At 68.4% G+C, this 25,041-nt stretch carries 27 protein-coding genes and 2 pseudogenes; 15 read left to right on the top strand and 14 right to left on the bottom strand.

Annotation, left to right across the window (positions count from 1 at the left end):
• Positions 1-94 precede the first annotated feature (94 nt).
• The 4 genes and pseudogenes from A5695_RS01410 to A5695_RS29985 form a co-directional block, all read right to left on the bottom strand.
• The gene (locus A5695_RS01410) at positions 95-1,282 is read right to left on the bottom strand and encodes an AAA family ATPase (protein ID WP_068077312.1); all 1,188 of its coding nucleotides are present in this window, start codon (positions 1,280-1,282) and stop codon (positions 95-97) included.
• Positions 1,283-1,315: 33 nt separating this feature from the next.
• Positions 1,316-2,908 (bottom strand): Na+/H+ antiporter, encoded by a 1,593-nt coding sequence (locus A5695_RS01405; protein WP_068077310.1) that lies wholly within the window; start codon positions 2,906-2,908, stop codon positions 1,316-1,318.
• A gap of 165 nt (positions 2,909-3,073) precedes the next feature.
• Entirely contained in the window at positions 3,074-3,802 is a 729-nt protein-coding gene (locus A5695_RS01400; RefSeq protein ID WP_231974682.1) for a DUF5685 family protein, read from the bottom strand.
• Positions 3,803-3,858: 56 nt separating this feature from the next.
• Positions 3,859-4,131 (bottom strand): annotated as a pseudogene (locus A5695_RS29985) (DUF5685 family protein); the annotation flags it as partial.
• A gap of 98 nt (positions 4,132-4,229) precedes the next feature.
• Between A5695_RS29985 and A5695_RS01395 the strand changes: the two are divergent.
• The gene (locus A5695_RS01395; protein WP_082945781.1) at positions 4,230-4,682 is read left to right on the top strand and encodes a protease inhibitor I42 family protein; all 453 of its coding nucleotides are present in this window, start codon (positions 4,230-4,232) and stop codon (positions 4,680-4,682) included.
• Between the two features lie 52 nt (positions 4,683-4,734).
• Positions 4,735-5,214, top strand: coding sequence for a hypothetical protein (locus A5695_RS01390; RefSeq protein ID WP_156749397.1), 480 nt, complete (start codon positions 4,735-4,737; stop codon positions 5,212-5,214).
• Here A5695_RS01390 and A5695_RS01385 read toward each other — a convergent pair.
• The gene (locus A5695_RS01385; RefSeq protein ID WP_068077306.1) at positions 5,211-5,651 is read right to left on the bottom strand and encodes a DUF1707 domain-containing protein; all 441 of its coding nucleotides are present in this window, start codon (positions 5,649-5,651) and stop codon (positions 5,211-5,213) included. The genes A5695_RS01390 and A5695_RS01385 overlap by 4 nt on opposite strands.
• Positions 5,652-5,713: 62 nt before the next feature.
• Between A5695_RS01385 and A5695_RS01380 the strand changes: the two genes are divergently transcribed.
• Positions 5,714-6,334 (top strand): TetR/AcrR family transcriptional regulator, encoded by a 621-nt coding sequence (locus A5695_RS01380; protein WP_068077304.1) that lies wholly within the window; start codon positions 5,714-5,716, stop codon positions 6,332-6,334.
• On the opposite strand, the gene A5695_RS01375 is transcribed toward A5695_RS01380, so the two are convergent.
• Both A5695_RS01375 and fdxA read right to left on the bottom strand, forming a co-directional pair.
• Positions 6,331-7,605, bottom strand: a complete 1,275-nt coding sequence (locus A5695_RS01375; protein ID WP_068077302.1) for an alpha/beta hydrolase — start codon at positions 7,603-7,605, stop codon at positions 6,331-6,333. The two genes, A5695_RS01380 and A5695_RS01375, sit on opposite strands and share 4 nt — an antisense overlap.
• Before the next feature lie 181 nt (positions 7,606-7,786).
• Positions 7,787-8,113, bottom strand: a complete 327-nt coding sequence (fdxA, locus tag A5695_RS01370; RefSeq protein ID WP_068077300.1) for a ferredoxin — start codon at positions 8,111-8,113, stop codon at positions 7,787-7,789.
• A 172-nt stretch (positions 8,114-8,285) separates the two neighbouring features.
• Here fdxA and A5695_RS01365 point away from each other — a divergent pair, with 172 nt between their 5' ends.
• A complete protein-coding gene (locus A5695_RS01365; protein WP_068077298.1) occupies positions 8,286-9,221 on the top strand; it encodes a LysR family transcriptional regulator in 936 nt (311 codons plus the stop codon).
• A 52-nt stretch (positions 9,222-9,273) separates the two neighbouring features.
• Here A5695_RS01365 and A5695_RS01360 read toward each other — a convergent pair whose 3' ends face one another.
• Positions 9,274-9,990, bottom strand: coding sequence for a sirohydrochlorin chelatase (locus tag A5695_RS01360; RefSeq protein ID WP_068077363.1), 717 nt, complete (start codon positions 9,988-9,990; stop codon positions 9,274-9,276).
• 152 nt (positions 9,991-10,142) lie between these two features.
• Positions 10,143-11,810, bottom strand: coding sequence for a nitrite/sulfite reductase (locus A5695_RS01355; RefSeq protein ID WP_068077295.1), 1,668 nt, complete (start codon positions 11,808-11,810; stop codon positions 10,143-10,145).
• A 243-nt stretch (positions 11,811-12,053) separates the two neighbouring features.
• Here A5695_RS01355 and A5695_RS01350 point away from each other — a divergent pair, with 243 nt between their 5' ends.
• Both A5695_RS01350 and A5695_RS01345 read left to right on the top strand, forming a co-directional pair.
• The gene (locus A5695_RS01350) at positions 12,054-12,698 is read left to right on the top strand and encodes a TIGR03085 family metal-binding protein (RefSeq protein ID WP_068077294.1); all 645 of its coding nucleotides are present in this window, start codon (positions 12,054-12,056) and stop codon (positions 12,696-12,698) included.
• A gap of 253 nt (positions 12,699-12,951) precedes the next feature.
• A complete protein-coding gene (locus A5695_RS01345; RefSeq protein WP_068077362.1) occupies positions 12,952-13,767 on the top strand; it encodes a lysophospholipid acyltransferase family protein in 816 nt (271 codons plus the stop codon).
• Here A5695_RS01345 and A5695_RS01340 read toward each other — a convergent pair.
• Complete coding sequence (locus A5695_RS01340; protein ID WP_068077292.1) at positions 13,764-15,143, bottom strand: FAD-binding oxidoreductase; 1,380 nt, start codon at positions 15,141-15,143, stop codon at positions 13,764-13,766. The two genes, A5695_RS01345 and A5695_RS01340, sit on opposite strands and share 4 nt — an antisense overlap.
• Positions 15,144-15,403: 260 nt before the next feature.
• Here A5695_RS01340 and A5695_RS01335 point away from each other — a divergent pair, with 260 nt between their 5' ends.
• The 6 genes from A5695_RS01335 to A5695_RS27040 all read left to right on the top strand — a co-directional run bounded on the left by A5695_RS01335 (position 15,404) and on the right by A5695_RS27040 (position 20,395).
• A complete protein-coding gene (locus tag A5695_RS01335) occupies positions 15,404-16,528 on the top strand; it encodes a serine/threonine-protein kinase (protein ID WP_068077360.1) in 1,125 nt (374 codons plus the stop codon).
• A gap of 118 nt (positions 16,529-16,646) precedes the next feature.
• Positions 16,647-16,946, top strand: coding sequence for a hypothetical protein (locus A5695_RS01330; protein ID WP_231974681.1), 300 nt, complete (start codon positions 16,647-16,649; stop codon positions 16,944-16,946).
• Between the two features lie 35 nt (positions 16,947-16,981).
• Complete coding sequence (locus A5695_RS29315; RefSeq protein ID WP_369830143.1) at positions 16,982-18,163, top strand: hypothetical protein; 1,182 nt, start codon at positions 16,982-16,984, stop codon at positions 18,161-18,163.
• Between the two features lie 45 nt (positions 18,164-18,208).
• Positions 18,209-18,622 carry a hypothetical protein gene (locus tag A5695_RS01320; RefSeq protein WP_156749395.1) on the top strand — a complete coding sequence of 138 codons (414 nt, stop codon included), beginning with the start codon at positions 18,209-18,211 and terminating at the stop codon, positions 18,620-18,622.
• A 129-nt stretch (positions 18,623-18,751) separates the two neighbouring features.
• Positions 18,752-18,883, top strand: a complete 132-nt coding sequence (locus A5695_RS29980; protein ID WP_255398562.1) for a hypothetical protein — start codon at positions 18,752-18,754, stop codon at positions 18,881-18,883.
• Positions 18,884-18,961: 78 nt separating this feature from the next.
• On the top strand, positions 18,962-20,395 hold the full coding sequence (locus A5695_RS27040) for a serine/threonine-protein kinase (RefSeq protein WP_082945778.1): 1,434 nt from the start codon (positions 18,962-18,964) through the stop codon (positions 20,393-20,395).
• Here the strand turns inward: A5695_RS27040 and A5695_RS01305 are convergent.
• The 3 genes from A5695_RS01305 to A5695_RS01295 form a co-directional block, all read right to left on the bottom strand.
• Positions 20,305-21,654: a hypothetical protein gene (locus tag A5695_RS01305; RefSeq protein WP_231974679.1), complete on the bottom strand. Its 1,350-nt coding sequence runs from the start codon at positions 21,652-21,654 to the stop codon at positions 20,305-20,307. The two genes, A5695_RS27040 and A5695_RS01305, sit on opposite strands and share 91 nt — an antisense overlap.
• A 167-nt stretch (positions 21,655-21,821) precedes the next feature.
• Complete coding sequence (locus tag A5695_RS01300; protein WP_068077284.1) at positions 21,822-22,235, bottom strand: DUF6636 domain-containing protein; 414 nt, start codon at positions 22,233-22,235, stop codon at positions 21,822-21,824.
• Positions 22,236-22,494: 259 nt separating this feature from the next.
• Positions 22,495-22,725, bottom strand: coding sequence for a three-helix bundle dimerization domain-containing protein (locus A5695_RS01295; RefSeq protein ID WP_197515321.1), 231 nt, complete (start codon positions 22,723-22,725; stop codon positions 22,495-22,497).
• A gap of 109 nt (positions 22,726-22,834) precedes the next feature.
• On the opposite strand from A5695_RS01295, the gene A5695_RS01290 reads away from it, so the two are divergent.
• The 3 genes from A5695_RS01290 to A5695_RS01280 all read left to right on the top strand — a co-directional run bounded on the left by A5695_RS01290 (position 22,835) and on the right by A5695_RS01280 (position 24,913).
• Complete coding sequence (locus A5695_RS01290; protein WP_068077282.1) at positions 22,835-23,461, top strand: TetR/AcrR family transcriptional regulator; 627 nt, start codon at positions 22,835-22,837, stop codon at positions 23,459-23,461.
• Positions 23,458-24,114 carry an enoyl-CoA hydratase-related protein gene (locus tag A5695_RS01285; RefSeq protein ID WP_068077280.1) on the top strand — a complete coding sequence of 219 codons (657 nt, stop codon included), beginning with the start codon at positions 23,458-23,460 and terminating at the stop codon, positions 24,112-24,114. Before A5695_RS01290 ends, A5695_RS01285 begins: the two co-directional genes overlap by 4 nt.
• A 121-nt stretch (positions 24,115-24,235) precedes the next feature.
• Positions 24,236-24,913, top strand: coding sequence for an Rv3717 family N-acetylmuramoyl-L-alanine amidase (locus A5695_RS01280; protein WP_156749401.1), 678 nt, complete (start codon positions 24,236-24,238; stop codon positions 24,911-24,913).
• Between the two features lie 8 nt (positions 24,914-24,921).
• Here A5695_RS01280 and A5695_RS01275 read toward each other — a convergent pair.
• Positions 24,922-25,041: pseudogene (locus A5695_RS01275) on the bottom strand (cutinase family protein); the annotation flags it as partial.

Raw genomic sequence — 25,041 nt, 5'->3', positions numbered from 1 at the left:
GTGGGTGTCGTGTGTGCACCCAGGGCGTCGACACGCCGAGCGAGGCCGACATAGAAGCACACGCGATTGCGGTCTGACGGGGCGCGACGGCCAGTTAGCGCCCGCCCCAGTCCCACGGCGGCGTGGTCAGCAGGCCCTGGCCGACCACACGCGTCTCGCCCCACTCCTTGTACAGCTCGATCTCGACCGCTCGGTCACTGCCGTCGGCGTCGGCCACCGGCACGGTGTCCAGGTATTCGAGCAGCGCCCGGGAATGGGTGACCACCAGGACCTGCGTCCGCGCGGCGGCGGTCCGGATCAGCCCCGCGAGCGGCCGCACCAGGTCCGGATGCAGCGACGTCTCCGGTTCGTTGAGCACCATCAGCGACGGCGCCTGCGGGCTGGCCAGCGCCGCGGCCCAGAGCAGGAATCGCAGTGTGCCGTCGGACAATTCGGCCGACCGAAGCGGGCGGAGCATGCCGCGCTGCCGCAGCTGCAGGTCGAACAGCCCGTCATGGACGCCGACCGAGACCGTGGCGCCGTCGAACGCGGCGGCGACGGCGCGGCTCAGGTCGTCGAAGCCCGACTCGATGATCGTCTGGATCGCGGCAGCCAGATCGCTGCCATCATCGGAGAGCGCCGGGGTGCGCGTGCCCACCTGCGGGTGCCGCGCCGGCGCGCCGGCGTCGACGCGGAAGCCGTCGTAGAACCGCCAGCCGCGCAGCCGCTCGCGCACCGCCGCGAGTTCGGGAAGCGCATGCGGGTGGGCGTATTCGGCCAGCACGCTGCGGTAGGACGGCAACGAACGGGACAGCTCGTCGAAGCCCCGGCCGGATTCCGTGCTCACCTCGGCGAAGTCGCGCGTGCGGCGCACCAGCGTCGCGCTGGCGCGCGGCACCGGCCCGGCGAACAACGCCTCGCGCTTGATCTCGGGGTCGCGGCCAAACGCCGACTTGATCCCGGCCATCTGCGGAATGCCGAGGTCGACCAGATAGCCGAAATCGTCTGAGGCGAAGCCCAATTCGAGGGATACCGGCCGGGTTCGGACCGTGCCCTGGGCCTTACCCGTCCGGCGGGCGCCCTTGAGCTCCTCGGGTCCGGCCCACAGCGCGGACTGCAACCCGCCCTCGCGGGCGAGTGAGGCGATCACCTCCCCGCGGCCGCAATCGGCCAGCAGCCGCAGCGCGCGGTACAGCGACGACTTGCCTGCGCCGTTGGCGCCCGTGACCACCGACAGCCGACCCAGCGGCAGGATCACCTCGCGCAGCGAGCGATAGCCGCGGATCGCCACCGTCTGCAACATGGGGCCGACTGTACGGTCGACGACCGACGGGCCTTACTCCTCGTCCGCCGCGTCGAGCAACTGCACTTCCTCGAGGTCCATCTCGTTCTGCAGTTCGCGCAGGACGATGTCGTCGATCAGGTTTTGGTTGCGCAGCGCGGTGATCTCACGTCGCTTCTGCTCAAGCACGCCCAGCCGCACCCGCCGGACCAGCTCCTTCTTTTTGGCGAGGTGGCCGTCCGCCGAGCCGTCCTCGGTGGCCAGGGACAGCGCGGCCTTCTCCTCGTATTCCTTCTGCAGCCGTTGACGCAGCTCGTCGCTGACGCCGACCTCGTCGGCGACCGTCGGTAGTGCGTTGAGCGCCGCTTGGACACCCCTGGTCCGCGCGAGGCCCAATTCCTCGACGTAGGCGACGTCATCGGGCATCTTCGCCCAGCGGACCACCGCGGGCAGCGTGGTGCCCTGGACCAGGACGGTGGTCAGAATTACGACGACCACGATGAAGATGAGCAGGCTGCGGTCGGGGAAGGCCGCGCCGCTGAGGGTGGTCATCGGCACGGCCAGCGCCGCCGCAAGCGACACCGCGCCGCGGAATCCGGCCCAGGCCGTGACGAAGCGCTGACGCCAGCCGACGCGGCGTTCGCGCTGTGCCTCGCGACGATCGATCAGCCGGATCAGCACGACGGTGATCTCGCCCCAGAAGATCCGCGACAGAATCACCACGGCGGTCACCGCGAGCGCGATGAACAACGCGTGGCGCACCCCGCCGTCCACGCCGACGATGCCGCGCAGCGCGTTGGGAATCTGCACGCCGACGAACACCCACAACGAGCCGTTGAGCAGGAACGTCGCGCTGTCCCAGAAGGCATACGCCTGCAGGCGCGAGCGTGCCCGGATCACCACCGGCCCGGCATAGGCGAGCACCAGGGCGGAGACCATGACGGCGACCACCCCGCTGCACTCCATGCTCTGCGCCAGCAAGAACGCCGCGAACGGCGTCACCAGGCTCAGCGCCCCTTCCTCCTGGGGCGCGTCGATCCGCTTGCGCAGCAACGTCACCGCCCCGCCGACCAATAGCCCGGCCGCGATACCGCCCAAATAGGAGCCAACGAACCGGCCCACCAGATCGATCGGGGTGATCGCGGAACCCCCGATCGCGACATGGACCGTGACGGCGAACAGGACCAGGGCGGTGCCGTCGTTGATGAGACTCTCGGCCTTGAGCACGGTCACCGACCGGCGGGGCAACTTCTTTGCGAGGCCGGCCACCGCGGCGGCGTCGGTGGGGGAGAGCACCGCGCCCAGGACGGCGGCCGCATGGGAGTCCATGCCCAGCGCCCGCGCCGTCCACGACACCGCGACGGCCGTCGCGATCACCAGCGCGACACTGAGGAACACGATGATGCGCGCGTTCGCCCGGATCTCGCGGAAGCTGGTGTTCAGGCCCTCCCAGTAAAGGATCGCCGGCAGGAACAGCAGCAGCACGATCTCGCCGTTGACGTGCACATGCGCGAAGTTCGGGATGAGTCCCAGCAATGTGCCGAGCACGATGAGCAGCACCGGGGGACCGACGCGATAACGCCGGCCGAGAACCGTCCCGAGGATGACGGTGGAGACGAGCGCGACGATCAGGACGAGGCCAAACACCAGCCCATCCTGCCGGACATGATCGGATTGCGTGGCTTGGGGTTTGGCCGGTCCTGCGGTCAGCCCGCCGTACGGGTGGTCTCACGCACCTGGAGGTAAGTGGTGACACCCGGACGTGATAGCGCCGGCGATATCAAATTCGAGAAGCATGCACCGGTTGCAGATTCAGGTGCAGTCGCAGCAGCAGTCATCGCAGTCACAACAGCAATCGCAGCCCTCGCAGCAGCACCAGCAACCGGTCCCGTCGCCGCCGCGCCGCGACTTGCGCCCCGGGTTCGGTGTTCCCTCGTCGTCCCCGGGCTGGATCGGCTGGTCACCGAAGTGGATCGGCTCCTGCTGACCGCGCGGCGTTCCGTTCTGCGCGCTGAAACCGGCCCGGGCGAAGGTGCGCTTGATCGCGCGGCGCACCTCGCTGGTCAACAGCCGATCGACCAGCCGCCCGTCGCTGAACGACACGTCGGCCAACGCCAGTTCGATGCCGAGCACCGCGTCGTCACACAGGGTGCGCGCCGCCGCCACGGGAGTTGCAGTCGCCGCCAACGGGTTCCACTTCCCGCTCGCCACGTCGTCGCGGTAATCCTCGACCGCGTCGAGCAGGTGCGCGACCCGGCCGAACAACCGCCCGACCTCGCGCAACGGTGCCGCGTTGGCGGGGCGGCCGGCCAGCACGGCGGTATGCGCGAACGCCTCGGCGACCGCGGTCTCGGTGGGCTCGGTCACCAGCAACAGCGAGCTGCCCGGACAGGCCTGAGCCTCGAGCGCGGCCTGGCGGTCCATCGCGGCGACCAGCACGCCGGTGTCGAAGCCCAGGGTGTGACCGGTGTCGGTGCCCTGGCGCACCCAGCGTTCGGCGATGCGCCGGGCCGCCGGCCGCACTCCGGCCACGCCGACCATGCCGCGCGGTCGTCTACGTGGTCGCGGACCCGAGCCGCCGCCAGCGCCAGCGACACCACCGCGGCCAGTCGCACGCAGTCGCCGGTGGCCACGTCCGCGCGCCGCATCCCGCGTAGGGGGCAACGCCCGGCGGCGCGGCGGGCCGGCTGCCCGGGGGACTGCGCTTCAACCAGCAATGAGACCACAAGTCCGTCGTAGTTGGTGGCGATGCGGGCGGCCTGGCCGTAATCGTCACGCAGCGCGAGACACAATCCGCACAATTGGGCTGTCCAGGCGGCCGCCAGCTCGCCGCCGAGCCGGTGACGGCAGGGCCGGATGATGCCAAACATGCACAGAAGCTACCGGACCCACAGCAAACGCGCGATCGAAACGCCGAGCATGGGCTGCTCTCGTAGGCGGCGGCAGGCCAACAGGGCTCCGGGTCATAATGGGCTCGATGACTGTCGGGAAGATCAAGCTCTTGGTGACCGTCGCGATGCTCGTTTCGCCGATGTTGGTGGGCTGCCATTTCGCATCCAGGAACCCGCCGTCGACCAAGACGCTCGAGGTGCCGATGAACGAGGTGCTCACCCAGAGCGTCGTCACGCAGAACATCACCCTGGCCGTCGGCAACACGCTCGTCGTGAAGCTGGGCTCGAACTACACCACCCCGTACCGGTGGGCGCCGGAGATGAAGATCGGCGACCCCGGCGTCCTCAAGCAGGAGAGTCACCAATTTGTACCGCCGAGCTCGGACGCGCTGGGAGCCCCCGGCACTGAGGTGTGGAAATTCACGGCGTTGAAGCCGGGGACCACCACGATCGGCACCGCCTACAGCAGCTTCGTCGGCAAGGACACCCAACCGTCGTGCACGTACACGGCCAACGTCACGGTGCAGTAAACGCTCTGGCGAACCGATGCGAGCGCGTCGCGCTTTGGCTACGGTCTTGGACGTGTTGGGCTTTCTCCGCAACTTGTCCGAGATCGGCAAACTGCCCGCGCCGCTGCGCGACGAACTCGAAGCCGAGGGGCTGATCTTCAGCGCGGGCAAAGTCGGGGTGAGCCGGCACTTCGGCGGCCATGTGCCCGGCGTCTATTCGGCCTCGGGAGTGGCCCGCTACACGGGCGCGTTCGCTTTCACCACCGCGCGGATCCTCGCCACGTTTCCCGCGCGCGGGGACTCCACCCTGCGCTCGATCGATTGCCCGTGGGACACCAGCAAGGGGCCGGGCAGGGCCACGATCACCCGCAAGGGCCTCAAGCTCGAAATCGATTTGCACGGCGTCGATCCTGCCTTCAGCGGGTCGATGAAGCTCAATTACCGCAAGGCAATCCCCGACGACGTGCTGGCAAAGCTGCCGGTCATGACGCTGCGATTTCCGGTGCAGCCGGTGTTCGTGTACCGGGCGGTCGGCGTGCGTCCTAAGGACTAGCGACAGACATTACTTCCCAACCGTTTTCCGGCGGGGTGAATGCCCAATGCGTGGCTGACGAGACCGATGCCGGCGCCCAGGATGGGCCAGATCGGCCAGAAGTAGGTGGCGCCCGTGGTTGCGGCGACGGCCGCCCACACGGTGAGCACGACGACCGTCATCGCGAGGTAGCCGGCGAGGTGAATGCGCACGCTGCGGCGGGCGGCCTCGGCGCGGGCGGCGCGGCGGCGCGGGTCCGCGCGCCGGATCCGCTCGAGCGGTAGGTCGGCGAGGAGCTCTCGGAGCTCGGCGGTGGTGTGCGCACCGAACACGGCCTGCACCCGCTGGTCGTACTCACCCAGATCCAGGTAGCCCTGCGCGAGGGCCTGGCCGAGGCGTGCGGCCGCCCTCTCCCGGTCGCGGTCGCCGACGCGGGGGGCCATGAGTTGCTGGTCCATTTCGTCCCCTTCCCCAACATGTGAATGGCCTTAACATAGCCCGGAATGTTAATCTCGTCAACATGGGCCGCGAGCGAAAATCGCCGACCGGCGTAAAGCGTCGGGACCGCTACCACCACGGGGACCTGAAACGGGCGCTAACCAGCGCCGCGCTGTCGCTGGTGGCCGAGAAGGGGCCGAAGGGTTTCACGCTGACCGAGGCGGCGCGGCGCGCCGGGGTGAGCGCCGCCGCCCCCTACCGGCACTTCGCCGACAAGGCGGCGCTGCTGGCGACCGTGGCCGAGCAGGGTTTCCGCGACCTGCACGACGAACTGACCGAAGCTGCCGCCGCCAAGCAGCCCCAGGACCGGGTGGTCGACCTGGGCCGCGCCTACGTGCGCTGGGCGGTCGCCCACCCGGACCACTATCGGGTGATGTTCGGCGCCGAACTGTCGAAGGCCGACCACCCAGACCTGGCCGCCGCCGGCGAGCAGGCGTTCGGCGACCTGATCGACGCGATCGCGGCGTGTCAGGCGGCGGGCGTCGTGAAAGGTCGGGACCCGGGCGAACTCGCCGCACCGCTGTGGTCACTGGTACACGGCGTCGCGTCCCTGGCGATCGGCGGCGAGCTACAAGCCGTCGGCATCGAGCAGGAACCCGAGGCCATCATCGCCGGTGTGGTGGCCCAAATGCTCGGCGGCTAGGCCACATTGGCCTGCTGGCGCGTCGCGTACACCTCGGCTAGGAATTGCTCGACGGCGACCGCGGTGTGCACCGCGCGTGCCGAACCGAAGATGTCGAAAGCGTGCTGCGTGAACGGCAATTCGGCGTACACCACGGGCTGGTTGCTGACCTTGCGCAAGCGTTCGACGAACGCGCGCGCCTGCTCGACGGGCACCAGCGAGTCGTTGCGGCCATGCAGGACGAAGAACGGGGGAGCGTCGGCCGAAATGTGATTGACCGGAGACGCGGTGATGAACGGCTGCATGTTGGTCGACGGCCGTTGCTTGACAACGGATTTGACCAACAGCGCCGGCATCATCGGGTGCATCGCGTCGTTGAACCGGGTGAAGTCGTAGATCCCGTAGAACGGCACCGCCGCCTGCACCCGGGTGTCGGCGTCCTCGAAGCCGGGCTGAAACTCCGGGTCGTTGGGCGTTAGCGCGGCCAGCGACGAGAGGTGGCCGCCGGCCGAACCGCCGGTGATGGCGATGAATTCGGGATCGCCGCCGTACTCGGCGATGTGCGCCTTGACCCACGCCAGGGCGCGTTTGACGTCGACGATGTGGTCGGGCCAGGTGTTGCGCGGGCTGTGCCGATAGTTGATCGACACGCAGACCCAGCCCAGCTCAGCGAGGTGGCTCATCAACGGATGGGCTTGCCCGCGTTTGTTTCCCGTCGTCCAGGCGCCGCCCGGGATCTGAAAGAGCACCGGGGCCTTGCCGGCGGGGTCCAGATCGGGACGACGCCAGATATCCAGGTAGTTGGCGCTGCCGTATTCGCCGTAGCTGATGTTGGAGTCGTGGGCGTAGTCGCGGTAGATCCGGAACATCCGCAACAAGCCCGGCGCCTTGGCGATGCCGGGCCCGGCCGGCCGGCGCCACAGGTCTCCCGATTCGGTGAGCCGGGATGCGCCCAGGCCCTGGTCTAACGCCTCGGTCAGCGGAACATTGGCTTTGTGCCCGGCGCGGCTGAAGTTCAGCAGGCCCAGCGCGGACAGGCCCGCCACCGTCCACGCCGCAAATCGCACCGGCCGGGTGAGCCGCCGGGCCGTCAACGCCAAACCGCCGAGCTGGCTGACGAGCGTTTGCAGCGGCAACTCGGTGACCACGACACCGAACATGAAGGAGAAGAGCGAGGCGTACCCGCTGCGCGCCAGCGGCCGGTAGGCGTTGAGCGTGGATGCCGCGGTCACCGCCGTGACTACGAGCGAACCTATCTGCCGGATGACATGCATGATTCGACCTGTCTGCATGGGCTCACCTTACGAGGTGTGGCGGCTATGCCGACGACAGCCGCGGCCGCCGACGACGCCAATGCATATACGACGGCGTGATCATCTTCTTCAACCAGGGCCAGGGCTCGCCCAGGTCGACGGCCCCCAGCGGCTCTCGGTACCGCGTGGCGAATTCGCATCGTTGCTGGCGTGAGTCGGCCTAGGTGGCCTCGGCCCGGCTTTCCAGGTTCTTGACCGCGGCGGGGTCGTTCTCGGTCAGCCCGACTTTGGTCGCGCCGCCGGGGGAGCCGAGTTCGGCGAAGAAGTCGGCGTTGATCTGGGTGTACGCGCCGTATTCGGCGGGCACGTCGTCTTCGTAGTAGATGGACTCAACCGGGCAGACCGGCTCGCAGGCGCCGCAGTCGACGCACTCGTCTGGGTGGATGTAGAGCATCCGCGCGCCCTCGTAGATGCAGTCGACAGGGCATTCCTCGATGCACGCCTTGTCCTTGATGTCGACGCAGGGTTCGGCGATCACATAAGCCACGAGCGTTGTCCTTCCTTGTCCGGCTGGCTAATTTAGCGCGGCAGACGCGCGCTACCGGCCAGGGCCATCGCTTCCATCGTTCTAGTCGCAACCGGGCGCCAGTAGGGCACGCGGTGTTGTGGAGTCACAAGCTATCGTTGTGTCACACGAATTGATTGTGATGTGATCAGCCATGCCGCTCAGCCCCCGGATGCCCGAGCTCGCCTCGTTGGAGGTGTTCCTGGCGATCGCCGAGACCGGCAGCCTGGGCCGAGCCGCGCGCGAACTCGGGTTGACGCAGCAGGCAATTTCGCGGCGGCTGGCGTCGATGGAGGCCCAGATCGGGGTCACACTGGCAGTGCGTACGACGCGCGGCTCGCAGCTGACGCCGGCGGGCCTGATCGTCGCGGACTGGGCGAGACGATTGCTTGAGGTCGCCACCGAGATCGACGCCGGCATGGGCTCGCTGCGCAAGGAGGGCCGTGAGCGGGTACGGGTTGCGGCGAGTCAGACGATCTCCGAGCAGCTGATGCCGCACTGGCTCTTGTCCCTGCAGGCCGAGGCGACGCGGCGCGGCGGCTCGGCGCCGCAGGTGATATTGACCGCCACCAACAGCGAGCACGCCATCACCGCGGTCCGCGACGGCAGCGTCGATCTGGGTTTCGTCGAAAACCCAGGAACTCCAACGGGATTGGGCACCTGCGTGGTGGGGCAGGATGAACTGGTGATCGTGGTGCCGCCGCGCCACAAGTGGACGCGACGTAGCGTGAGTGCTCGGGAACTCGCGCAAACACCTTTGGTTGCGCGCGAACCGCATTCGGGCATTCGGGATTCGCTGACGGTGGCGCTGCGTCGGGTGCTGGGCGACGACATGGAGCAGGCTGCGCCGGTGCTGGAATTGACGTCGGCGGCCGCGATGCGCGCGGCCGTGCTCGCCGGTGCGGGACCTGCGGCGATGAGCCGGCTCGCGGTGGCCGACGACCTGGCGGTAGGGCGGCTGAGCGCGGTCACGATCCCGAAGTTGGACCTGCGCCGCAAGTTTCGCGCCATCTGGGTGGGTGGGCGCAACCCGCCGGCCGGGGCCGTGCGAGACATGTTGAGCCACGTCGTCAGTCGCACCCGGACGTAACTCTTCCGCGAACGTCGAGTTCCCGCGAGGTTTACCCGCAACACATCGACGTTCAGGCGGCGGCGTCGGCTGCCAGCGCCTCGTCGTAGCGGTCCAGGACCGTCTCGGCCACCAGGCGATGCGCGCCCAGCGGCGCGGCCATCGGAATGCCGTTGTCCCGCGCGAAGGTTGAGACGCCGTCGGTGAGCAGGCCCGGCGCCAGGAACCACGGCGCGATGACCAGCCGTCGCGCTCCCCGGCGGCGCAGGTGTGCGGCGGCTTTGTGCACCGACGCCTCGGGCCGGGTGGCGAACGCCGTCGTCGCCCCGGCCCACCGGGTGCCGACCGCCAGCCTGGACGCCACCTTCGCGGTGCGCACGTTCGCCGCGGCGTTGGACGAGCCGATCGCGACGACCATCACCCCGAGTTCGCCGTCGTCCGGGGAGACCCCGACCTCGGCCAGGCGTTCGCGCAGTACCGAGACCAGCCGCTCGTCTTCGCCGAGCACGTCGGCCTGCCGGGTGCCGTGGGCCCCGGCGTCGGCGATCTGCTGGGGGATGTCCAGGCGTGCGTGGAAGGCGCTGGCCAGCAGGAACGGGGCCACCACCGCCTGGCGGCTGTCCGGGAGGCCGGCCAGGACGTCGACCAAATTCGGTTCGTTGAGCTCGAGGAACGCCAGCCGCACGTCGAGGTCGGGGCGCATCGAGGCCAGCCTGTCGGCCAGCTCGCGCGCGTTGGCACCCGAACGTGGATCCCGGCTGCCGTGGGCGGTGAGTACGAGCGTGCTCATGACGCGTGTAACCCGCATTCGATCTTGTTTCGTCCCCACCAGCGGGCCGTTGGCGCGGGTGGCGTTTGCCATTTCGGCCGCGCCGCGTTGCGCCACTTTGCGCGGCTGGCCTTCGGTGAAGTTGATCGCGACCATGGCGTGGTTCTCAGCTCCTATCGCAGGTCGGCCTCGTCGGCGCGCAGCGCCCAGGACGCGAAAGCCTCGTCGCCGTCGCGCTGCTCGAGGAACTTGCGGGTCACCCGGTCGATGTAGTCGCCGAGCTCGTCGCTGGTCACCTTGTGCTGACGCAACTTTCGACCGAACCCGCTGGCCTCGCCGAGGCCGCCGCCGAGGTGGACCTGGAAGCCCTCGACGGAGTTGCCCTGGCCGTCGTCGATCCACTGGCCCTTGAAGCCGATGTCGGCGACCTGAATGCGGGCGCACGAGTTCGGGCATCCGTTGAGGTGGACGCTGATCGGCACGTCGAGCTTGGAGTCGACGTCAGCCAGGCGCTGTTCCAGCTCGGGCACCAGAGTCTGTGTGCGCACTCGGGTTTCAGCGAAGGACAGCTTGCAGAATTCAATGCCGGTGCAGGCCATGGTGTTCTTGCGCCACGCGGAGGGACGCGACGGCAGGCCCAGCGCGTCCAGCGCGGCGACCGTCTCGTCGACCTTGGCGTCGGGCACGTCGAGGATGACCAGCTTCTGGAACGGGGTCAGCCGGGCGCGGTCGGAGCCGACCTTCTCCATCAGGTCGGCCACCGCCGAGAGCGTCGCGCCCGACACGCGTCCGGCGATCGGGGCGACGCCAATCGCGTTGAGCCCGTTCTTGATCTTCTGCACGCCGACGTGGTCGATGGTGTGCTTGACCGGCGCGGGGGCGGGGCCGTCGATGAGCCGGCGGTTGAGGTATTCCGTCTCAAGAATTTCACGGAACTTGTCTACGCCCCAGTCCTTGATCAGGAACTTCAGCCGCGCCTTGGCGCGCATCCGCCGATAGCCGTAGTCACGGAAGGCCCGGGTCACGGCCTCCCAGACGTCGGGCACCTCGTCGAGCGGAACCCACACGCCGACCCGCTGAGCCAGCATCGGGTTGGTCGACAGGCCGCCGCCCACCCACAGGTCCAGGCCGGGGCCGTGCTCGGGGTGGTTGACGCCGACGAACGCGACGTCGTGGGTCTCGTGAGAGACGTCCTGCAGGCCGGACACCGCGGTCTTGTATTTGCGCGGGAGGTTCGCGTACTCGGGGTTGTTCAGGGAGCGCCGGACGATCTCGTCGATCGCGGGTGTCGGGTCGAGCACCTCGTCGAGCGCGTCGCCGGCCAGCGGCGAACCGTGGATGCCACGTGGGCAGTCGCCGCAGGCCTCGGTGGTCTGCAGGCCCACTTCGTCCAGGCGGCGCCAGATCTCGGGGACGTCCTCGATGCGGATCCAGTGCAGCTGCAGATTTTCCCGGTCGCTGATGTCGGCTGTGTCGCGGGCGAATTCGGTCGAAACCCGGCCGAGGACGCGCATCGATTGCGCCGTCAACGGCTTGCCGTCGGTGCGGACGCGCATCATGAAGTACTTGGCTTCGATCTTGTCGGTGTTGTCGTCGCCGGTCCAGCTGCCGTCGTAGCCCTGCTCGCGTTGGGTGTACAGGCCCATCCAGCGGAAGCGCCCGCGCAGGTCGGAGTGGTCGATGCTGTCGAAGCCCTGCTTGGCGTAGACGTTGACGATGCGGTCGCGCACGTTCAGCGGCGCATCGTCGTTCTTGATCTTCTCGGTGTCGTTGAGCGGCTCGCGATCACCCAGCGCCCACTGGCCTTCGCTGCGTGTCTTGGCGGGACGTGCTGTGGTCATTGATATCTCCTTCGCGGTGCGGGGACGGCTCTGGGGCTGCGGGCCGCGGCATCGACGCGATGATGTTGTCAGTCAGAGGTGAGCGCGGGCGCTCCGTTGCACCCACGTCTCATCGCTTCATAGTGCCGGGATCAGGCATAGGGGAGTAGAGGTCGCACCGTTGTGAGGGCACAACCGTTGGTTGTGTGTGCCGGTTCACGTTTATTGGTTTGGCGCGCAGCGTGATTGCAGTAGCCTGCGGGTGTGGCTGGGCCTTCGCTAGACGCCGGGGAGCGCGCTGCGCTGTGTGACCTTTTCGCCGAGCTCGGCCCGTCTGCTCGCACCCTGATCGAGGGCTGGACCGCTCACGATCTCGCCGCCCACCTCGTGTTACGGGAACACGATTTGGTGGCCGGCCCGTGCCTGGTGCTGCCGGGCCGCTTTCAACGGTTCGCCGAGCGGCACCGGGTTATGTTGGCCCGGCGCAAGGACTTCGCGTCGCTCGTCTCGACGATCCGCTCCGGGCCGCCCCCTGGGTTCTTCCGCGTCGGCTGGGTTCGGGCGCTGGCGAATCTCAACGAGTTCTTCGTCCACCACGAGGATCTGCGCCGGGCGAACGGGCTCGGGCCACGCCGTCTGGCGCCCGAGCTGGACGCCGCGTTGTGGCGCAACGTGCGGCGCGGCGGTCGGTTCTTGGGGCGGCGGCTTTCTGGTTGCGGTCTTGCGGTCGAGTGGGTGGGCGCCGGCGAGCTGGCGACGGTGCGGCCGGGTGCACCGGCGGCTGTGCTCAGCGGTGCGCCCGGTGAGCTGCTGCTGTACCTGTTTGGCCGCGTCGGCGCGGCAGAGGTCGCGGTGAGTGGACCGCCCGAGGCCGTCGCCGCGGTGCGTCGCACGCACTTCGGGATGTGAGGGGTCGCCGGCGACGTCACACGCGCCACAGGAGTCCCCGGCCCGGGAGAGGTGTCCAAAGTGCCCGCCTCACAGCGACAACGTGCGGTGGCCGCGCCGCCGGATAAGCTCAGCGGACGGTTGTCGCTGCGAGGCGGGCACTTCGCCATATCCTCCCAATTCGCCGGCGGAACTCCGTGCCGCGAAACGGACGTCGCCGTGGATCGGTGGGCGTACCATCAGCTCACGCTCAACGGTGAGCGAGGGCAAAGACATGAACGACACCCATACCGACTTGACCGACGTCGACAAGTGGGACCGCGACCTGACCGAACACGTCATCGGGCTGACCCGGCCGATCGTCAAACGGTATTTTCGGTCCGAGGTGCGCGGCCTGGACAACATTCCCGAAGGCCCGTCGCTGGTGGTGGGTAACCATTCGGGCGGCATGCTGACGTTCGACCTGTCGGTGTTCGCCGTCGACTATTACGACACCTTCGGCTACGACCGGCCGCTCTACGCGCTGGCCTTCGACACCATCTTCTCCGGGCCGGCCGCCGAGTTCTTCCGGCGCACCGGGGTGATCCGGGCGACGCGCGAGAACGCGGCGAAGGCGTTGGCATCCGGCGGTGTCGTGCTGGTCTTCCCGGGCGGTGACTACGACGTGTATCGGCCGACGCTGCAGGAGAACGTCATCGACTTCGACGGCCGGACCGGCTACATCAGCACCGCGCTGGAGGCAGACGTTCCGATCGTGCCCGCCGTCTCGATCGGTGGGCAGGAGAGCCAGCTGTTCCTGACGCGCGGGCAGTGGCTGGCGCGCCTGCTTCGGCTCACCAAGTTCGAGCGCAGGTTCTTCCGAACGAACATCATGCCGGTGACGTTCGGTTTCCCGTTCGGGCTCAGCGTCCTCGCGCCGGTCAACATGCCGTTGCCCACCAAGATCGTCACCGAGGTGTTGCGGCCGATCGAACTTCACAGATTCGGCGACGCACCCGACATCAAGAGGCTCGACGCGCACGTACGCTGGACGATGCAGAAAGGGCTCAAAGCCCTTGCCGCCCAACGACACTTTCCGGTTTTCGGTTAGGATCCCGCGAACACGACGTCGGGGTTGAGGATGCCCGCCGGGTCGAAGCTCCGCTTGATGCGCCGCATCAGGTTGACCTTGACCGGGTCTTCGAGCTCGAGGAAGTAGGGGGTCTTGGCGCGGCCCAAGCCGTGTTCGCCGGAGATCGCCCCGCCCAATTCCATTGCCAGCGCAAAGATGTCTGTCATCAGCTTCTTGCGCGTGTCGGGGTCCTTGCAGAAGATGGCCAGGTGCACGTTGCCGTCGCCGGCGTGCCCGCAGCCCGCCGCGGCGCCGCCGGCGGCCGCCGCCAGGCCCCGCGCGGCGGACAAGAACTTGGGCATCGCGCCGCGTGGCACCACGGTGTCGATCAGGTCGTCGGCGCCGACTGCCTTCAACGTCCAGAACGCCTTCTCGCGCGCCTCGATCAGCTTGCGCGCCGAACCGCCTTCCAGCACATAGGCGTCCACGGCGCCCAGCTCGGCCAGCAGCTCGCCGGCCTTCTCCACATCCTCATCCAGCCGCTGCGCGGTGCGGTTCTCAAGCGCCACAACCAGATACGCGTCGCAACTGTCGCGGACGTTGTCGGGGATGCCCAGCTCCAGATTTTGGGTGTGCACGAGCGCGGCCATCGTCACGTTGTCGATGTACTCCAGGATGTAGGGCGCGAGGCCGCTTCCGACGATCTTGGGCACCGCCGTCATGACCTGATCGAAGTCGGCGAACGGGGCGAGCACAGCGGCGTTGTGGTCGAGCCGCGGGTGCAGCTTGACGGTCACCTCGGTGGCCAGTGCCAGGGTGCCCTCGGAGCCGACGATGAGCTGGGTCAGGTCGTAACCCGTGGAGATCTTGGCGATCTTGCCGCCGGTGCGGATGAGCTCGCCGGTCGGCAGCGCCGCCTGCAACCCGAGCACGTTCTGGCGGGCGATCCCGTACTTGACCGCGTTCATGCCGCCGGCGTTGGTGCCGACGTTGCCGCCGACGCTGGACGACAGCTCGCCGGGGTGCACCATGTAGCGCAGGCCGCTGTCGGCGGTCGCGGCGTCCAGCTCGGTGAGCGTGACCCCGGGTTGCACGACGGCGACCTGGTTGGTGGTGTCCACCTCGAGGACGGCGTTCATCCGCTCGAAGGAGATCAGCAGTCCGTCGGTCCGCGGGATCGCCGCACCCGATAGGCCGGTGCCCGAGCCGCGGGCCGTCACCGGCACGCGGTTGTCCGAGGCGGCCTTCAGCAGCTGCGAAACCGCCTCCGCGGAAGCGGGTTTCGCGACGTACGCCGGCCGTTGCGCCGGCTTCGTCAACACCTCGTCGTGCCAGTAGTCCTCGGGGATGGCGTCACCGGCCAGCAGGTTGTGCTGGCCGACGATCTCGGCGAAGCGTGCCGTCATGGAGCTCATGAAGATTCAGCCTATCGCCGGGGTGAGGTGATCGACGGGTGCTCGCATACGACCTCGAACGATCGGTCCGCAATCGTCGGGGGACCCGTGGTGACCTCGACGCCGGGCGGGTGTTCGACGCCTGTCGAGTAGCGGGTTTCGATCCCCGATTGCCTGGCTATCCGGAGTCAGCAGGTAAGTCAGCTTTCTGACAGGAGATCGACACGGACCTCCAAGGAACTCAGTCCTACCGCGGCCAGGGCAGTAACGGAGTGCTCCTGGTGCCGGGCGGTCTCCTTGGTGACGGCCGGTACGAGCTGGGGGGTGTCCTGGGCCGCGGTGCGATGGCGGAGGTGCGCGACGGGTGGGACCGGAAGCTGAACCGTCCCGTCGCGATCAAGCTGCTCTGTCCCGGGGTGGCCGACCGGCCGGACAGCCGCGTGCGGTTCGACACCGAGGCGCGGGTGGCCGCGCGGCTGACCGGCCCGCACGTCGTGGTGGTGCACGACGTCGGCGAGCATTACGGGTTGCCGTTCATCGTCATGGAGCGGCTGCCGGGCGTGACGCTAGCCGACCACATCGCCCGCGGGCCGCTGCCCCCGCGGTTCGTGCACGCCGTGCTCGACGGCGTCCTGGACGCCCTGGCGGAGGCGCATCACGCCGGCATCCTGCACCGCGACGTCAAGCCCGGCAACATCTTGTTCACCGCCGCGGGCGAACCCAAGCTCGCCGACTTCGGCATCGCCAAGACGTCCGGCGCTGCCTACACCAGGGCGGGCGAAGTCGTCGGCAGCATGGCCTATCTGAGCCCCGAGCGACTGACGTCCAAGCCGGCCACGGTGCTCGACGACCTGTATGCCGTCGGCGTGGTGGGCTACGAGGCGCTGACCGGGCGGCGGCCGTTCCCGCAGGAGGACTTGGGCCCGCTTGCGCACGCGATCCTGAACGAGTCGCCGCCGCCGCTGGCCGCGCTGCGCCCGGACGTGCCACCGCTCCTCGCCGTCGCGATCGAACGGTCGATGGCGCGCGACCCCGCGTGGCGGTTCGACCGGGCAGCCGCGATGCGAGCCGCGCTGGTGGGCGCCGCACCGCCGGCGAGGCCCACCCACACCCGGGTCATGGAGGCGCCGCCGCCCGCCGTCCTGACGTATACGCCCGCGCGGCTGGAGCCGAACAGTCCGCGGCCTAAGTGGTGGATCGCGGCGATCGTCGCCGCGTTCCTGCTGGCGCTGCTGCTTTTCGCGATCGATCGGCCGTTCTCGGCGCCACCGCCGGCGCCCACGACCACGACCACCACGCCGGCGCCGACCACCGCCACCACGACCACCGCAGCCAGCAGCACCCCGCAGCCGGCGCCCCCGCCGGGTCCTCCCGGGAAAAAGCACAAGGGCGGGCACGGCGGCTGAGGTCGACATGCGTTGCGAGACAAGAGTTGTGGACCCTTGTCGGTGGGGTGATTTTGTTGGATGCCAGGGGGCATCTGAGTGACTGGCAGGCGCCTGACGTGCAACCTAAGGTCGCACTGTGCGGCAAACGATGCGTGTGGACAGCGCCGGTGTCAAGGCTATGGCGGCCCGCTGGGGTGTATTGGTGGACGGTCTAGACAGCACGGCCGCGGCGACGGGGCTGGGGTTGTCGTGTCAGCCCAGCTCGGCCGCCGTCAACGGTGCCCATGTCGATGTCGCGGCGTTCACCGCCAGGCTGGCCGCGCAGGTGCGTGCACGCGCCATCGGCGTCGGGCAAGCCGATACGCGCTACATTGCCAACGAAGCTGAATCTGCCACCGACTTCGCTGCGGTGGCTCTCTCGGTGACCAGCGTGTAGCAATGGCGGTTGGAGGGGCTCCTAATCTGTCGGCGTTGTTGGCCTGGCCCACCGACCATCTCACCGAGGCGGCCGCTCAGTGGGAGGCCGTTGGCGAGCGTAGCTATGGGGTGGTCCACCAGGTCTGGCGCGACGGTGTCTCGGTCGATTGGCGCGGCGAAGCCGCCGACGCGTTACGTAGCGCGACGCATGCCGACCTACAAGCCACGAGCGCAGCCGTCGACCAACTACAGGCGGCATCGCGGGTCGCTCGCAGCGGGGCCTCGGATCTGTATGCGGCCCGATCCCGAGTTCGCTACGCGGTCGATGACGCTCGTTCGGCGGGATTCGAAGTGGGCGAGGACCTTTCGGTTATCGACCGCGTGGGTGGCGGGTCAGTCGCGGAGCGGGCCGCCCGGCACGCCGCAGCACAGGCCTTCGCCGGCGAAGTCCGTCAAAGCGCCGCGCAACTGGTTCGTCTGGATCAGCAAGTCGCCAGCAAAATCACGGCCGCCGTGGCCGGAATCCGCGACACGTTCCCGCAACCTCCCGCCTCTATCGACCCTCCGCCAGCCCGCAATGGCCATATCTACGCCGTCGATCGCGTTTGGAAACAAGACGGTGGCAACGGCGAACCGAATCCCGGGCCCACCGGCGCCCCCGGCGGTGACGATATCCGTCGGGTGCTTGACAAACTCCCGGTCGGAGACCGACCCGACGTCAGGGAAGTGCGTTCTCCGCAAGATCTCGAGAACCTGTGGAATTGGGCCAAACAGCACGGAGTCGAAATGCCGAACGGGTACGGCGACCCCAAAAAAGGGATTCGATACCGGCTACCCGACGGCACGACGATCGGACAGCGCTGGACCGCCGAGTCGAACGGAAAACCGGTTGTGGACATCAACATTCCCGGTCAAGGTGGCTATACAAAAGTTCACATCAACCCGAGAGGTGGTGTACCGGAAATAGCGCCCTCCCCACCGCGTCCTGCTGGCCCTGCGTCCGGAGAACCTGCTGTCACCCCGCAGGCACCGGTCCGTGCGCCCGTCGAAGCCCCGCCCGCTGTTAAGCCCGCCCCCGGCGCCCCAGAGGGCGGGGGAGCAATGCCAGGTTTCGGCGGGCTGCCGCCTAATTCGCCCGCAACAGGTCCTCACCCGATCCATATCCCGCACACCTTGGATCACAAGTGGCCGTTGCTAGGCGAGATCCCCGAAGAATTCGAAGGCCCACAAGAATGACGACCGAAGCTAACAACCTAAAGAACTGCTACGTCGGAGAAAATGATGACCCAGCCCGATGACCGGCATCTAGGGCACACCAAGCCCGGAACTAACGCCGAAGAGTTCCTGCGCAAGGAGTTGCTGCTCGACGGGACGGCAATGTGTGTCCCGATGGCGCAGGTCACGTCCATCATGAGACGTCACCACCTCGCCGATACCGTCGAGGACGAGCAAAACTTGGTGCTGCGCACGATTCAATCCCTGCTCGACGACGGCCTCATGAAGATTGGGGACATACTGGGCGCTTCCGATGAACGAGTGGTGCCTTGGGATCTCTCGATCGATGCCGCCATGGAGCGCCTTCGCGATCTTTTCGTCGGCCACTACGACGAGCCCGCGCTGTGGGATTTGGCGGTCTGGTTCCAATTGACGCCCGAGGGCGAAAAACTGGCCGAGTCACTGAAAGGCGGGCAGTAGTTCGACCGTTGAGCGCAGCGCCCGCAGCCGATGCCGCTCCCAGGTCGCCCGACTAACAACCACAAGGGCGGGCACGGCGGCTGAGCCCGATATGGATCGGTAGCCCGCCGCCCGTTGTGTGCTTGCGGCATGAATAAGAAGTGGATGGCCGGCGCGCTGCTGACGGCCGGCATCGGCGTGGGGCGGGCGGCGGACGCCGCCGGCTGGCCCGCCCAGCTTCAACCGCGGCCTGTTCTGATGCCCGTGCCGCCGCACGCGTGAGCCGCCGCACGTTAGGTCGGCGGCGAATGTGGGAACCCGGCGGGCTGGACACGATCGACCTAGCGGAAGGACTGCCCATTGACCTCGCGGCTTGGCACTCGGTTTGGGCCTTACGAGCTGCGATCGCTGATCGGCGCGGGCGCGACGGGCGAGGTCTACCGGGCGTACGACATGGTTAAGGACCGGGCGGTCGCGATCAAGCTATTGCCTGCCTCGATAGCCGCGGATCCCGGCTTCCAGCAACGCTTTCAGCGCGAGTGTGGGATCGCCGCGCGACTGCAGGAACCCCACGTTATCCCGGTGCACGACTTTGGTTCGATCGACGAGGTGTTCTTCGTCGACATGCACCTGGTCGAGGGCGGAAGTCTGAAGGACTTGCTGCGCGAACGGGGGCCGCTGGAACCGTCGCGCGCCGCGTCGATCGTCGCGCAGGTGGCGCGGGCGCTGGATGCCGCGCACGCCGCCGGGCTGCTGCACCTGGGCGTCCGGCCGGAGCACGTGCTGCTGACCCCCGATCACTTCGCGTATCTGGTCGACTTCGGCATTGCGGGCGCCGAGCCGTCGCGGGTGTACATGCCGCCCGAGCGGTTCACCACCGGCCGGGTCGGCCCGCAGACCGACGTGTACTCGTTGGCCTGCCTGCTCTACGAATGCCTCACCGGCCAACCGCCGTTCGAGAGCGCCGACCCCGACGAGCTGAAGCGCGTGCACATGTTGTCGCCTGCGCCGCGACCCAGCATCATGCGCCGCGGGGTGGGCCGGGCCTTCGACGACGTGATCGCCCTCGGCATGGCCAAACAGCGGACGGCGCGGTTCGCTTCCGCCGGTGAACTCGCCCGGGCGGCCAGCGAGGCCGTGAACGCGGCCTACGAGTCGGTCGCTGTCGGCGCCGGCGCGGCGCCCCTGCGCACCCGGCCGTTCGAGGCGGTCTACCCGAACCCGGATGACACCGGTTACAGGCCGTATCCGGTCGTCGATCCGGAGCCTGCGACGCCTTCCCGTCCCTTTGGCGGCCGCGCGCCGCTGGTGGCGACCGGGGCGGCGGTGGTGCTGGTGATCGCCGGGCTGATCGTGGCGCTGGTGTCGGCGTTGACGGGTGGCGGTCCGCCGCCTGCTCGGACGGCCCAGGCGCCATCGCCCCCGCCGTCGAGTCCGCCGCCGCCGAAGACGCCGACGCTCTCGGCTCCGGTGCGGGGCGCCGACGGGCTGGGGTTCGTCGGCGAGACAGCCCGCTGCGATCCGGGGAACCCGCCGGCCGCCGTGGTGCGGACCGCCAAGTCGCTGGCCGTGGTGTGCCAAAACCTCAGCGGCAGTTACTACTACCGCGGCGAGCGCATCAGCGACGGCGCGCACATCGAGCTTTCCAATGCCGAGCGCGCGGGAGACGGGTTCGATGTCACCAACCCAGTCGATGGCGTCCTCTACGAGGTGCGGCCAAACCGGCTGCGGATCATCAGTGGCAGCCACGTCGATTCGTCGGAACCGGTGCTGCAATACGCGACCGCGTCGTGATCATGCCGGCCGGCTGCCGAGCTGCTTGCTTGAGACGCTTCTTCGCCATCTACACCCCGAAACGGCCGAACGACCTGCCCGCCCAACCAGACGATCCCGCGGCCCACGCCTACAAGTGCCTGGCCAGTCACGCTTCCGACGGCTCCCAACGTGGCGACGGCGGCGTCGAGCACACTCGGGATGTGGAAGTCCTCCCAGATCTCGACCTGGTGCTGGCGGGCCTTGGCGAAACGATCGAACTCGTCGCGGAGGGCGACGCGCTGCTTGGCCAGCTCGCGCACCGCCCAGAACCGGAAGCCGTCAACCGCCTTAGACTGCCCAAACCGGTCGAGCACGTCCTTCGCGCTCCGATAGATGTCGAGGTCCTCGCGCAGATGGTGGTCGACGAGCTCGCGGGCCTCGTCGATCGCCCGCAGCAGCTGCTCGGGCTCCGTGGCTTCGATGCGCGCGAGGTTCAGCCGCTGCCACTTGTGCAGCGCCTCCTCGGCGATCACTAGCAGGCTCAGCGTGTCGCCAAGCCGGTTGTCGTCTATGGCATTTCGCAGCTTTCCGGCGCGCTGATGCACGGGCAACTCATGGTCGAAGGACGACAGGATGCGGCCGACATGGTTGCGCAGCTGCTCGACGGCGACGTTGAGCGCCGGCCCCAGGGGGGCCACCGAATCCCAGTAGGCGTCGGGCAGCGACCCATACTTGTCCAACGAGTCGACCATGCGCGAGACCGTCAGGCTGTTGCCCAGGACGTCGCCGGCGCGCTGCGCCCGGGCCACCTCGAGCACCGCTTCGACTTTGTCCTCCACCCGCTGGACGGCGTCCTCGACCTCTGCGACCGCGGACTTCAACGCCATCTGCACCGCGAGCATCTGCGCCGAAAGCATCACCTCCGGGCCGAGCAGTTCCGGTCGCCATTGCAGCTGCGCCAAGATCTCGCCGGCGTCGACGCCCGTCGTCAGCCGGAAGAAACCGTCGGCGACGGGTACCAGGTTGCCTTCCCTCAACACGGCGACGGCGTCGCGATGCAGCTGCACGTACTTGCCGGAGTCGGCCAGCAGCGAGGCCAGCCCGGCGATCGCCGCGTTCGCCAGCGCGGCGCTGTCGATGCCGGCGACCCGCAAGCCGTGCCCAGCGGTCGCGCGCAGCCGACACAGGTAGGACTCGACGGCGGTGGGGTCGCCGCCCAGCAGCAAAGACTCGTCCTGCAACGACACCACGACCTCGTCGGCCTCGATCGCCGCCGACAGCTCGGACACGTCGGTCACGGCACCCCCTGATCCTTTGGCCGAGCAAAGCGACCAAGAGTTAACAGGAATTTCTCGGCTAGCAAACTCGGACATTACACGCATGCCGTAGTCAGACCCACCGGTTCGCCGCATGTTCGGGAGGAATTCACCCGGGACGGGCGTAACCGGTTCGAGCGGAACGACTCTCAACCGAGGTCGTAAGAATCCCGCGACACGCGGAAGTAATGGCCGGTGCTGCTGTCGGTGCACGTCATGCCCGACGGCTCGCTTTCGCAGCGGACCGTGCCCGCGGACATGGTCTGCCCGTAGTCGAGGGTTGGCTCGCCGTCGACGCGCAGCGTGTCGCCGTGGCAGTGGATGGTGGCGAGCTCACCCGCGTTCAGTACGAAGCGGTTGCCCCCGGGCAGGTGCTTGCCGCATTCGGGGGGCGGCGGCGGCTGGTAATCGAAGTCGCTGATGTCGCACGCGACGCCGAAGCTGCGCAGGACGCAGTAGATGTTCCCGGACGGGGACTGGAAGTCCTGGGCGTCCGCGCGTGCGGTCGGCGCCGCGGCAACAGCCGTAACGGCGATGACAACCAAGGGTACCCGCCCGATCATTTGCTGAGCGTAAGCTCTTGCGACGCTGGACCGGACGGATAATCCCGAAATAAGTTTGCGCGAGCGCCTTCACCCGGCATCCGAAAGGACTGCAGCGCCCGCGGTCCTGCGTGGGGGCCATCGGCGATCAGGTCGATCTCGTACAGGGGAGCTTGCCGGCGATGGTCTGCCCCACGGACACCACCCGCGGCACCGGGCTGCCGACTCTGGCACCGGTCATTTCTTCCGCCTCTCGCGCGAGGCATACAACCTGAAGTAGCTAGTTGGACCGCGCCCTCAGCTCCTCGCGCGTGTGCTTTTCCACGAACAACGGAACGAAGTCCCTAACGCGGCTGTGCGCGAACCGGGCATGCCCTTCGCGGATGAGGGCGTCGACGACCTCTGACGGGATTCGCGGGAACTCACCGGTGAGCTGCCGGCCGAGGTCCGCTAACAGCGCTTCTTCGTTGACCTGCGTGACCTTGCCCATGAGCACGGGGTTCCCGATCACCGCGTGCCGCCAAACGGGTTCTGGCCGCTATCCCGCTAACAGGGCGTTGCGATCGCGTGAACGGGCCCGCACATCTATAACAGAGCAATCGCTCTGTTACTATGTCCGCATGCCGCGCCCCCGGGTTCACGACCAGGATCAGATCCTGGACGCCGTCGAACGGCTGGCCGTGCGGTCCGGCCCGGCATCGGTCACGATCCGAGCCGTCGGAGAGGCGACCGGCGTATCCAATGGCGCGCTCTACCACACGTTCGGTTCACGGGCGGGGCTCGTCGGGCGCGCCTGGATACGGGCCGGCCACCGATTCCTTAGTGCGCAAGGCGAATTGATCGACTCCGTCGCGGACTTGGACGGCGTCGCGGCCGTGGTGGCGGCCGCCGAGGCGCCGGCGGTCTTCGCCCAAACCCACCCGGAATCGTCGCAACTCCTGCTGACCGTGCGCCGCGACGAGCTGCTCGGTCCGGACACACCGCCCGACATCGACTCACAACTGCGCGACCTGGACCGGCTACTGGTCGACACGATGATCCGACTGGCCCGCCGCCTCTGGGACCGCAAGGACGCGGCGGCCGTCGACGTCATCACAACCTGCGTCGTCGACCTGCCGACCGTGATCCTGTTGCGCCGCAACCGGATCGACGACCCCGAGGCGCGCGAACGGCTGCGCGCGGCGGTCACCGCGGTGCTCGACGCCGGCGCGCCCCCACGCAGAACCAAAGAAAGGGCCACGACATGACACCGACGTTGCGCTGGGACGACAAGATCGCGATCCTGGGCCTTGGCGAGGACGAGAATCGGTTCTCCCCAGAGTTTCTCGACGCGATCAACGAGCAGCTCGACGAAATCCAGCAGACCGGCGCGCAGGGGCTGGTCACCACCGCGGCCGGCAAGTTCTACACCAACGGACTGGACCTGGACTGGCTGGGCGCGCACGCCGACCAGACCCAGTCCTACGTCGCGCGGGTGCAGGCCCTGCTGGCCCGCGTCCTCACCTTCCCGATGCCGACCGCCGCCGCGGTGACCGGGCACGCCTTCGGCGCCGGCGCCATGCTCGCCATGGCCCACGACGTGCGGGTGATGCGCGCCGACCGCGGATTCTTCTGCTTCCCCGAGGTGGACATCCGCATCCCGTTCACCGACGGCATGGCCGCGCTGATCCAGGCCAAGCTCACGCCCCGCGCCGCGGTGGCCTCCATGACGACGGGGCGGCGGTTCGGTGGGGCAGAGGCCGCCGAATTCGGCATCGTCGACGCGACCGCCCCGGAGGCCGAGGTGACGGCCGCGGCGACCGACCTGCTGCGTCCGCTGGGCGGCAAGGATCCCGGCACGCTCGGCGCGATCAAGCAGACCATGTTCCGCGAAGCGGCCCGGGCGCTGACCGACGTCTGAGCCCGGCACCAACCGCGATTGTTACCATCGCGCGGTGACTGACCGCCCGGCTCGGCTGGAAGCCATTTCCCGCCGCGACGTGCTGAGATTGGCGCCGGTGCTGCTCGGCGCGGGAGGAGTCATGGCCGCGCCCCGCGCCGCCGCCGGCGTCGCCGGGTCGGCCGTCTTCCTGGACCCCGGCCACAACGCCGTCAATGACGCGTCGATCAATCAGCAGGTCCCCAACGGCCGCGGCGGGACTAAGGCGTGCCAGACGTCCGGCGCGGCCGCTAACGACGGCTATCCCGAGCACGCGTTCACCTGGGCGGTCGTGGCGCTGATCAACCAGTCGCTCAACCAGCAGGGTGTGCGCACCCAGCTGTCGCGCGGTGACGATGGCTCCGTCGGCCCCTGCGTGGATGCCCGCGCCGCGGCGGCCAACGCGATGCGCCCCGACGCGATCGTCAGCGTCCACGCCGACGGCGGACCACCCGCCGGCAGTGGATTCCACGTCAACTACTCCAGCCCGCCGCTGAACGACGCGCAGGCCGGCCCCGCCGTCCAGCTGGCCACCACGATGCGGGATGCCTTGGCGCAGGCGGGTTTCCAGCCGGCGAACTACATCGGCTCGAACGGCCTCTACGGCCGCGACGACCTCGCGGGGCTGAACCTGGCCCAATACCCCGCGATCCTCGTCGAACTCGGCAACATGAAGAACGCCGAGGACGCCGCGCGGATGGAAAGCCCGGACGGCCGCGTGCGCTATGCCAATGCGGTCACCCAGGGGATCGTGGCCTTCCTGAATGCCAAGGGCGGCTGAGCAATCGCTCAGCCGGAAAAACCCCTAACCTGCGCCGGGCTGCTGGTGCCCGCGTCGAGGTGGCTGGAGGCGAAGGCGACGCCTTTGTCGATCATGGCGCCGTCGTCGGCGTAGGTGTTGTGGGCGGC

The sequence above is a fragment of the Mycobacterium sp. E1747 genome (assembly GCF_001667775.1).
GTDB lineage: Bacteria > Actinomycetota > Actinomycetes > Mycobacteriales > Mycobacteriaceae > Mycobacterium.
Note: the sequence above shows the minus strand (reverse complement) of the source record. Positions and strands in the feature narration are given on the sequence as shown.